This is a genomic window from Rhizobium phaseoli, from assembly GCF_010668805.1.
Taxonomy (GTDB): Bacteria; Pseudomonadota; Alphaproteobacteria; order Rhizobiales; family Rhizobiaceae; genus Rhizobium; species Rhizobium phaseoli_A.
The window spans coordinates 226,500-236,384 of sequence record NZ_WUFT01000012.1 but is presented as its reverse complement, the minus strand read 5'-3'; the positions used below and the strand labels follow the sequence as shown (position 1 = coordinate 236,384).

8 protein-coding genes and 1 pseudogene are annotated in these 9,885 nt (G+C 58.9%); 8 read left to right on the top strand and 1 reads right to left on the bottom strand.

Annotated elements, in window-relative coordinates:
* Nucleotides 1-183: 183 nt before the first annotated feature.
* A pseudogene (locus GR197_RS32410) lies at nucleotides 184-382 on the top strand (cytochrome-c peroxidase); the annotation flags it as partial.
* 122 nt (nucleotides 383-504) lie between these two features.
* Here GR197_RS32410 and GR197_RS20225 read toward each other — a convergent pair.
* Nucleotides 505-1,053: a hypothetical protein gene (locus GR197_RS20225; protein ID WP_164012707.1), complete on the bottom strand. Its 549-nt coding sequence runs from the start codon at nucleotides 1,051-1,053 to the stop codon at nucleotides 505-507.
* A gap of 287 nt (nucleotides 1,054-1,340) precedes the next feature.
* Between GR197_RS20225 and GR197_RS20220 the strand changes: the two genes are divergently transcribed.
* From GR197_RS20220 to GR197_RS20190, 7 genes are all read left to right on the top strand, one after another.
* The gene (locus tag GR197_RS20220; protein WP_164012705.1) at nucleotides 1,341-2,264 is read left to right on the top strand and encodes an ArsR/SmtB family transcription factor; all 924 of its coding nucleotides are present in this window, start codon (nucleotides 1,341-1,343) and stop codon (nucleotides 2,262-2,264) included.
* Between the two features lie 208 nt (nucleotides 2,265-2,472).
* Nucleotides 2,473-3,981 carry an alpha-N-arabinofuranosidase gene (locus GR197_RS20215; protein WP_164012703.1) on the top strand — a complete coding sequence of 503 codons (1,509 nt, stop codon included), beginning with the start codon at nucleotides 2,473-2,475 and terminating at the stop codon, nucleotides 3,979-3,981.
* Nucleotides 3,982-4,184: 203 nt separating this feature from the next.
* Nucleotides 4,185-6,089 (top strand): ABC transporter substrate-binding protein, encoded by a 1,905-nt coding sequence (locus GR197_RS20210; protein ID WP_164012701.1) that lies wholly within the window; start codon nucleotides 4,185-4,187, stop codon nucleotides 6,087-6,089.
* 121 nt (nucleotides 6,090-6,210) lie between these two features.
* The gene (locus GR197_RS20205) at nucleotides 6,211-7,215 is read left to right on the top strand and encodes an ABC transporter permease (RefSeq protein WP_164012699.1); all 1,005 of its coding nucleotides are present in this window, start codon (nucleotides 6,211-6,213) and stop codon (nucleotides 7,213-7,215) included.
* Between the two features lie 4 nt (nucleotides 7,216-7,219).
* On the top strand, nucleotides 7,220-8,077 hold the full coding sequence (locus tag GR197_RS20200; protein WP_164012697.1) for an ABC transporter permease: 858 nt from the start codon (nucleotides 7,220-7,222) through the stop codon (nucleotides 8,075-8,077).
* Between the two features lies 1 nt (nucleotide 8,078).
* Nucleotides 8,079-9,068 carry an ABC transporter ATP-binding protein gene (locus GR197_RS20195; RefSeq protein ID WP_164012695.1) on the top strand — a complete coding sequence of 330 codons (990 nt, stop codon included), beginning with the start codon at nucleotides 8,079-8,081 and terminating at the stop codon, nucleotides 9,066-9,068.
* Nucleotides 9,065-9,877: an ABC transporter ATP-binding protein gene (locus tag GR197_RS20190; RefSeq protein ID WP_164012693.1), complete on the top strand. Its 813-nt coding sequence runs from the start codon at nucleotides 9,065-9,067 to the stop codon at nucleotides 9,875-9,877. Before GR197_RS20195 ends, GR197_RS20190 begins: the two co-directional genes overlap by 4 nt.
* The last annotated feature ends 8 nt before the right edge of the window (nucleotides 9,878-9,885 follow it).

The window sequence follows — 9,885 nt, the reverse complement described above, 5'->3', positions numbered from 1 at the left end:
CAGCGACGGCGGCGCTCAGGGCCGGACAGGACTTCTATCTTAGGACTGTGACTGGTCATAATGGGCACATTACCTCGCACACTTGTTAAGTGGGAGATCGTGTCCGGAGATTTACGGGGCTATTACACCTATCGATGTATTACATGTGAGCATGAATTTGCCGCGGTAGAACCATTGGTTCTCTTCTTCCACAACGGCTATTTCCATTCGCTACGGGACGTCGTCTCCTTCTATTCGACCTGCCGCAAGCCTATTGGAACAATCTCAACCAGGACCCGCCCTTCGGCTGGAAGCCGCGCTACGCGTCTGCGCTGACCCCGAAATCGATGACATGGACGCCTTTCTGGGAACGTTGCTGCAGCCGGACGCGCGCGGGCATTAGCACTATTCTGTCCGCTGCCTCATCGATGAATGGACCGAAGATTAATTCTCCCTCGATGAATATCCCGGACATTGTGTGATGCTCGCTGTCACCAACTGGTCAGTCAGAGGGTGAAACCGATGTTAGATCGATCTATAATTTTGGATAAGCCTGCTGTTCCAGCGTGGAGTTAAGCAATCAAACGGGTAGATCTTGTTTGAAACCATCTCTTCAATTCGTTGGACGGGGAGGCTTGTCAGTTGGTCGGAAAATCTCACAAAACTCTGCTCATCGAGGCCTAGTACAGCTACCTCGTTATACCGCTCACAATAAACACACCATCTGCCGGTATCGGAGGCTATGGCATAGGTTCCCATATCGTAGAACCACCCCTGATCGGGCCCTCCATCACGGAGTAAGTTAACGTAGTCCGTTCCAGACGAACCGGGATTCAGTTGTCTTATCTGATCTACGCACGACGACGACTCGACTATCTTGCCGATGCGAAGACTGTCGGAATTCTCCGCGTCGATCCACGATAGCACCGAGCATCCGAAGGCTTCACTAAAAACAAGATCAACCTCCATAAATCGAAAATATTGGAATGGCTTGTTAAACACCTGATCAGGTAGTGAATTCTCAAGGTTTAACATCGAAAAAATTTTATTTTGGCGGCCGGTCTTCATCGCCATATCCAATTCCCTTCGGCAAAGCAGATCGCTAATCCGTGGTGCTATAGGCGGCGGGCAACAGCAAGCCCTCACCGATCCCGAAAACGACGACATCGTCGCCTTTACGCTAACCGATGCCAATATGCAGCCTAACACGACGGTGACATTGAGAACGCGCAGTTATCTTACAGGAATGCGCCGCGAGATCTAAAACCGCGCCGCCATCATTCTTCAAATGTTCGAGGCCCCCACTTGCTGTATCACAATTCTCGATATACATCATTTCTCCGAGAATTCTTGGGGGAATGATGGAACGTTCGTTTTTGACGATTGCCGCCGGTGAGAATAATACGGCGATACGGGCGCTTTCGGCGCCGGCGCGGGTTGAGATGCTGAAGCTGCTCTGCGCCAAAGGGCCGACGAATATCAACGATATCGCCCAGGCGCTTTCGCTGCCGCAATCGACCGTCGCCACCGGCATCCAGATCCTGGAAGAGGCCGGGCTGGTCGAGTCGCGACTGGCCAAGGCCCGCAAGGGAAACCAGAAGATCTGCTCGGCGGTCTATAGCGAAATCCTGATCAGCTTTGAGGAAAGTGCAGCCCAACGGGCCAACAATATCATCGAAGTCGAGATGCCGGTCGGGCTCTACACCAGCTGCGACGTGCATGCGCCATGCGGCCTGTGCTCCACCGAGAGCGTCATCGGCCCTCTCGATGTGCCCGACTATTTCCTTGATCCGCAGCGCATGCAGGCCGGGCTCGTCTGGTTCGGACGAGGCTATGTCGAGTATAAATTCCCCAACAATGCCAAGGTGTTGAACAAGGATATCCGCGCCATCGAATTTTCGATGGAGCTGTCGTCTGAGGTGCCTGGCACCAATGCGGACTGGCCTTCTGACATCACGCTGTGGGTCAACGGCATGGCGATCGGCACCTGGACCTCGCCCGGCGACTATGGCGATAAACGCGGCGCCTTCACGCCGGCCTGGTGGAAGCTCGAAGGCTCGCAATATGGGATGATGAAGACCTGGCGGATCTCGACGCGCGGAACCTTCATCGACGGTGTCGCCGCATCGAACGTCACGCTCGGCGATCTGGCGCTCGGCCAGCACTCCTCCATCCGCCTGCGCGTCGGCATCGCCGAGAATGCCGGCCATACCGGCGGCGTCAATATTTTCGGCCGCAGCTTTGGAAATCACGGCCGCGATATCATCATGCGGCTGCATGTCTAAAAATCGATATCATAAATCGTGATTTTGAATTTCATTTCTTTTTCAAATTAGCGACTCATGAAATATAGCCAAACAATTGTAATTAAATAATTTTTCAGAAAAATTCATTAGTATGATTAAAAACGCCGGTCGGTTGACAGAACGACATTCCTGATATCAAGTTGGAGGCAAGAAAACAAAATTTCTGATACATAAACGGGAGGATCCGTTGAAAACCAATGTCGTTGCCCACCGCGATTTCCGCATCGCGACCATTGACGCCAGGCTCTACAGTTCATTTCTCGAGCATCTCGGCAGAGCGATCTACGGCGGCATTTATGAGCCCGGACATCCCACAGCCGACGAGGACGGCTTCCGCCGCGATGTGCTTGATCTGGTGCGTGATCTCGACACGCCCTACTGCCGTTACCCCGGCGGCAACTTCGTTTCGGCCTATAATTGGGAAGATGGCGTCGGCCCGCGCTCGGAGCGCCCGGTTCGCCTCGACCTTGCCTGGCGCACCCGTGAAGCCAATCAGATCGGCGTCAACGAATTCGTCGACTGGTGCAAGAAGGCCAACACCAAGCCGATGCTCGCCGTCAATCTCGGCTCACGCGGCCTGGATGCGGCCCGCAATTTCCTGGAATATTGCAATCATCCCGGCGGCACCTACTATTCCGATCTGCGCCGCAAGCACGGCTGGGCCGATCCGCACGATGTCAAATTGTGGTGTCTCGGCAATGAGATGGACGGTCCCTGGCAGGTCGGCCACAAATCGGCCTATGAATATGGCCGGTTGGCGGACGAGACGGCAAAAGCCATGCGCGGCTTCGACAAGTCGCTGGAACTGGTGGTCTGCGGCTCGTCCAATTCCGATATGGCGACCTATCCGGATTGGGAGGCTCAAGTCCTCGAGCAGTGCTACGACAGCGCCGACCACATCTCGCTGCATATGTATTTCGCCAACCGCGAGAAGAATACCCTCAATTATCTCGCCCGGGCGACCAAGCTCGACCGCTACATCACCACGATCGGCGGCGTGATCGACTACATCAAGGCGAAGAAGCGCTCGAAGAAGACGATCGGCATTTCCTTCGATGAATGGAACGTCTGGTATCATTCCAACCAGCAGGACAAGGAAATCCTGGCGCGCGACGAGTGGCCGGATGCGCCGCATCTGCTTGAGGACGTCTATAATTTCGAGGATGTGCTGCAGGTCGGCGGTATCCTGAATACCTTCATCCGCCGCTCCGACCGGGTGCGCATCGCCTGCATCGCCCAGCTCGTCAACGTCATCGCGCCGATCATGACCGACGACGGCGGGGCCGCCTGGCGCCAGACGATCTATTACCCCTTCTACTACGCCTCCCGGTATGGCCGTGGATCGGCCCTGCAGCTGGTCGTCGATGGCCCGACCTATGACAGCGACGAGGAAAACGACGTCCCCTATCTCGACGTCTCGGCCGTCCATTCCGAGGATGGCAAGACGCTGACCTTCTTTGCCGTCAACCGCCATCCGCAGACGGCACTGGATCTCGATGTGCGCCTGGAAGGTTTTGGGACCGCCAGCGTCATCGAGCAGGTGGAGATGACCCATCGCGATCTGCTAGCCGTCAACACGGCTGCGCGGCAAGACACGGTCGCGCCGGTCAATGTCCAGACTGCGAAGATCGAGGACGGCAGGTTGCGGGCGGCGCTGAAGCCGCTGTCCTACAACGTCATTCGGCTGTCGGTCTGACAGCCGCCGCCGGGTAAGCCCCATAGGGCCCCGGCTGAAAAGGTTCGGCTCGACTGCGAGGAGGCAGGCGGGTTGGAGGGATGGTTCGCTAGAGCCTTGGACCTTGAGTGTTTCAAGTCCTGATGCTTTCGCGAACCGACAACCGCGACGTGCCCATGCGTGCCTTTGCGGCCGCCGCATCGTCGCTTTCTAGGGAGGAGTTCATGCAACAGTGGAAGAGGCTCGCATTTGGCGTCGCGCTGGCCGCACTCGGCCTGACAGCGGCGGCCAAGGCCGATGACTATACCTCCTTGCCGCGCAAGGAGACGCTCATCGTCGAAAATCCGGAAGGGACGATCAAGAATCCGGGCTGGTTCAATATCTGGGTCAATGGCGGCGGCGGTGTTTCCACCGGCCTGCAGCAGCTGACCATGGATACGCTCTGGTATATCGACCCCGAACAAGGGCTTGGCGGCTCGAGCTGGGACAGTTCGCTGGCCGCCGACAAGCCGCAATATAATGCCGACTTCACCGAGATGACCGTGAAACTGCGCAAGGGGCTCTTCTGGAGCGACGGCGTCGAGTTCACGGCCGACGACGTGGTCTACACCGTCAAGACGCAGATGGATCATCCCGGCATGGTCTGGAGTGCTGCCTTCTCGGTGCAGGTGGCAAGCGTCGAGGCGACCGATCCCCAGACGGTGGTGTTCAAGCTGAAGAAGCCCAATTCGCGCTTCCACGCCCTGTTCACCGTGCGCTGGAACGGCGCCTGGATCATGCCCAAGCATGTGTTCGAAAAGGTCGCCGATCCGATCCGCTATGATTTCGCCAACCCCGTCTCGCTCGGCGCCTACAAGCTCAAGGCCTATGATCCCCAGGGCAAATGGTACACCTGGGAAAAACGTGAGGACTGGCAGAAAACATCGCTGGCGCGCTTCGGTGAGCCGGCCCCGAAATATGTGACCTACACCGATCCCGGCCCTCCGGATAAACGCACCATCGCTCAGCTCGAGCACAATCTCGATATCATCCACGACAATACCCCTGAGGGCATGTTCACCCTCAAGGAAAAATCCAAGTCGATCGAGACCTGGTTCCCGGGCTTCCCCTTCGCCCACCCGGATCCGACCCTTCCGGCGGTGATTTTCAACACCCAGGACCCGACCTTCAACAATCCTGATGTGCGCTGGGCGTTGGCCTTGCTGATCGACATCAAGGCCGTCGACATGGCGAGCTACCGCGGCGCTGCGACGCTGTCGGCGCTCGGCGTACCGCCGACGGCAATCGCCATGAAAGACTATCAGGCGCCGATGCAGGATTGGCTGAAGGATTTCGAGGTCGACACCGGCAAGCAGAAGATCAAGCCTTATGACCCGACGATTGGCCAGCAGATCGCCGATCTGCTGCGCAAGCAGCCGAAGTTCAAGGACCAGATCCCGACCGACCCGGAGGCAATCAGCACGGCATTCGGCTATGGCTGGTGGAAACCGGATCCGAAGGCTGCCGGCGAACTGCTGGAGAAGGCAGGCTTCAAGAAGGCCGGCGGCAAATGGATGACCCCGGACGGCAAGCCGTTCAGGATCCGGATGACGGTGGAGGGCGACTCGCGCTCTGTCTTCACCCGGGCCGGCACGCTGATCGCGCAGCAATGGGCAGCCTTCGGCATCGACGCCAAAGCGGTGCCGACGACCAGCCTGTGGCAGGTGGCACTCCAGCCTGGGGATTTCCAGGTGGCGATTGCCTGGAGCGTCGAGACCTGGGGCGGCGATCCCGACCTGTCGTTCTTCCTCGACAGCTGGCACTCGCAGTTCGTGGCCAAGAAGGGTGACGTTCAGCCGCCGCGCAACTGGCAGCGCTGGAGCAATCCGGAGCTCGACAAGATCATCGAGACCATTCGCGGCATCAGCGCCGACGATCCCAAGGGCATCGAGCTCGGCAAGGATTATCTGAAGCTGGCCGCCCGCGAAATGCCGACGATCCCGCTGATGTCCTATAACGTCTTCACCTCGATGGACACGACCTATTGGACTGGCTACCCGACGATCAAAGACCCTTACACAGACCCGGTGCCGAATTGGGCCAACTCCAGGCTGATGATGGTCAAACTGAAGCCGGCTCAACCGAAATAATCCTCCCAACGCCGGCGCGCAGCCATCGCGCCGGCCCCTTATCGGCGGGCTCTGCCCGCCGATCCTTTCCCATCGATGCCGTCCCATCGATGAAAGGAAACCAGAGAGGAACCACCGCCCTATGACGTCCTATCTGATCTTTGTGCTGAAGCGGTTTGGTCAGTTTCTGCTGGTCGTCTTTCTCGGCGTCAGCATCACATTCTTCGTCACCCACCTGACCCCGATCGATCCGGTCGAAGAAAGCATCGGCGCCATCACGCAGATGGGGCAGTCCGATCCGAATGCGATCGAACTGATGCGCCAGTCGCTGCGCGAGCTTTACGGCATGGAGGGTTCGATCTGGCAGCAATATCTGCATTTCTGGCTGCGGCTTGCGACCGGCGATCTCGGCCCCTCGCTGTCGGCTTTTCCGACACCCGTTTCCACCATCATTCTGCGGTCGCTGCCCTGGACGATCGGGCTGATGACGGTCTCCACCCTGATCACCTTCGTGCTCGGCAATGCGATCGGCGCGCTCGCCGGCTATTACCGGAAGAATATGGTGCTGAAGGCCGTCAGCCTGGTCTGCATCGCCCTGCTTCCCATTCCCTATTATATCCTCGCCTTCGTGCTGCTCATCCTGTTCGGCTATCTCTGGCCGGTGCTGCCGATCAATGGCGGCTACGAGATGAACGCCAATCTCGACCTGTCGTTTTCCCTGGTCCTCGATATTCTCGAACACTCGATCCTGCCGGCGCTGTCGTTGATCCTGGTCGGAACCGGCAGCTGGCTGATCGGCATGCGCGCGCTGGTGTCCAACATCATCACCGATGATTACGTCGTCTTCGCCGAGCTCGGCGGCGTGCCGAAGCGGAAAATTCTCCGCTCCTACATCGCCCGCAATGCCATGGTGCCGCAGTTCACCGGGCTTGCCATGTCGCTCGGAGCGATCTTCAACGGCACCGTCATCACCGAAATCGTCTTCGGTTATCCCGGCATCGGCAACCTGCTGATTTCGGCGGTACATGCCGGCGATTACAGCCTGGTGCTCGGCCTCAGCGCCTTGTCGATCGTCGGCGTCGCCGCCGCGGTGTTCATCATCGACATTCTGAGCCCGCTGATCGACCCGCGTATCAAGGTGGAATAGGCCCATGTTTACCATTATCCGTGACCTCGCCCGCCAGAATATGGAATTCCTCTGCGGCCTGCTGCTCTTTGCCGTCATCGTCGGATTGATCGTCCTGTCGTATTTCTCGCCCTACGCCCCGACGGACATCTATCTGCTGCCGCCCGACATGCCGCCCGATGGCGATTACTGGCTCGGCACGACATCGCGTGGCCAGGATGTTTTCTGGCAGCTGACGACCGCGCTGCGCAACACTTTGTATTTCGGCATCGGCGTTGCCTTTCTGTCGCGCATCATCTCGCTGGTCGTCGGCCTGGTTGCCGGTTATGCCGGCGGCGCGGTCGACCGGGTACTGATGGCCATCAACGACAGCGTCATGGTCATCCCGCAGTTTCCGCTGCTGATCCTGTTCTATTTCGTGCTGAAGGACAGCATGACCTGGACCGCGCTGATCGTCATCATGGCCTCGCTCGGCTGGTCCTACGATGCGCGCCTGATCCGCTCGGTGGCGATCGGCCTGAAGAGCAGGCCGTTTACCACCCAGAGCGTCTATTCCGGCATGAGCATGCGCAAGATCCTCGCCGAGGAGCACCTGCCCTATGTTCTGCCGATCGTCTTCGCCACCACGATGAACAACATGATCTGGTCGATCGGCATGGAGATCACCCTGTCGGTGCTCGGCTTCACCGATATCGAGACGCCGACCATGGGCATGATGATCTACTGGGCCAATGCGCATTCGGCGCTGATATCAGGCGTATGGTGGTGGGTGGCAGCACCCGTCGCCGCGATCGTCGTTCTCTTCCTGGCGCTCTTCCTGCTGTCGATGTCGATGAACGAATACAATGATCCGCGCAGCCGGCTGAACCGGATGGGAAGTTAGCATGGAGCCTTTGGTCGAAATCGAGAATCTGAAAGCCTATTACCGTGCCTTCCTCTATGGCGTCGATCGCGAGGTGCGCGCCGTCGACGATATCAGCCTGACGATCGGCCGCGGCGAGGTCTATGGCGTTGCCGGTGAATCGAGCAGCGGCAAGACCACCCTGATCAAAACCATCGCCGGCGCCATCCGGCCGCCGCTGCGGGTCGTATCGGGAAGCGTGAAATTCCATTTTGCCGGCGGCACCCAGGATATTTATGCGATGAAGCCGGAGGAGCGCATGGCGCTGCGCTGGAAGCATCTGTCCTATATCATGCAGGGATCGATGAACGTGCTCAATCCGGTGCGCCGGATCCGCCATTCCTTCACCGATTTCGCCTTTCGCCACATGCCGGTCGGCAAGGATATATTTTTCGAAAAAGTCGCCGCCCATCTGCAGCGGCTGAAGCTCGATCCGCATCTGCTCGACGCCTATCCGCATGAACTATCAGGCGGCATGCGCCAGCGCATGACCATTGCGCTCGCCACCATCCTGACGCCGGAGTTCATAATCGCCGACGAACCGACGACGGCGCTCGACGTCATCGTTCAGCGCGACGTGCTGTCGATGATCCGCGAAATCCAGCGCGAGATGGGCTCGTCCTTCCTGTTCGTCACCCATGATATGGGCGTTCACGCCACGGTCTCCGACCGCATCGGCATCGTCTATGCCGGGCGTCTGGTCGAGGAAGCGCCGACCGCCAAACTTTTCAGCAAGCCGCTGCATCCCTATACGCAGCACCTGGTCGGCAGCCTGCCGCGCATCGGCGATGCGACGACCAGGCCCTCGCTGGAGGGCCGTCCGCCAAACCTTGCCATGCCGCCGGAAGGCTGCCGGTTTCACCCGCGCTGTCCGAAACGCATGGATATCTGCTCGCAGAAGGTGCCACCTTTGGTCACCGTCGAGCCGGAGCGCCGTGTGGCCTGTTTTGCAGTTACGGGAGATCAGCTTTGACCGCTCTGCTCAGCCTCTCGCATGTCACGAAAATCTATCGGCAGGGCGGCATGCTCGGCCGGCGCCTGGTTACGGCGGTCAAGGATGTCAGCTTCGAACTGGGCGAGGAACCGGAGATCCTGTCGATCGTCGGCGAATCCGGCTCGGGCAAATCGACGATTGCGGCGATGATCCTGGGGCAGACCGAACCGACGGAAGGGCAGCTGGAATTCTCCGGCAAAACCGTCTCCATCCATAGCCGATCCGAACGCAAGGCCTTCATGAAGGAGGTCCAGCCGGTTCTGCAGAACCCGTTTGAAGCCTTCAATCCGCTGAAGCGGGTCGACCGTTACCTATTCGAGACCGCCCGCAATCTGTCAGGCCCTGGAGAACGCATAGACCGCAAAGAAGCGGAGCGTATGGCCGATGCCGCCCTCGTGCACGTCGGCCTGACGCTTGAAGAAGTGAAAGGCCGCTTCCCCCACGAACTCTCCGGCGGCCAGCTTCAGCGCGTCGCCATTGCCCGCGCGCTGATCCCGCAGCCCCGCCTGCTGGTCGCCGACGAGCCGGTCTCGATGGTCGACGCCTCGCTGCGCATGGCGATCGTCAACCTCTTCGGCCGGCTGAAAAGCGAACTCGGGCTGTCGATCATCTACATCACCCATGATCTGGCCACCGCCTATTACGTCAGCGACAACATCATCATCATGCGCAAGGGCGAAATCGTCGAACGGGGCCAGGCCCGCCCCGTGCTGGACAATCCGCAGCATCCCTATTCGCGCGCGCTGAAGGAGGCGGTGCTGGCGGCGGATTTCAGCCCGGCGATGTAGGTTCATCC

What these genes read in the sequence shown, in the direction of transcription:
- GR197_RS20200 (WP_164012697.1), top strand. Translation starts at nt 7,220, where the DNA reads ATGTTTACCATTATCCGTGACCTCGCCCGCCAGAATATGGAATTCCTC.
- GR197_RS20195 (WP_164012695.1), top strand. Translation starts at nt 8,079, where the DNA reads ATGGAGCCTTTGGTCGAAATCGAGAATCTGAAAGCCTATTACCGTGCC.
- GR197_RS20210 (WP_164012701.1), top strand. Translation starts at nt 4,185, where the DNA reads ATGCAACAGTGGAAGAGGCTCGCATTTGGCGTCGCGCTGGCCGCACTC.
- GR197_RS20205 (WP_164012699.1), top strand. Translation starts at nt 6,211, where the DNA reads ATGACGTCCTATCTGATCTTTGTGCTGAAGCGGTTTGGTCAGTTTCTG.
- GR197_RS20225 (WP_164012707.1), bottom strand. Translation starts at nt 1,053, where the DNA reads ATGGCGATGAAGACCGGCCGCCAAAATAAAATTTTTTCGATGTTAAAC.
- GR197_RS20220 (WP_164012705.1), top strand. Translation starts at nt 1,341, where the DNA reads ATGGAACGTTCGTTTTTGACGATTGCCGCCGGTGAGAATAATACGGCG.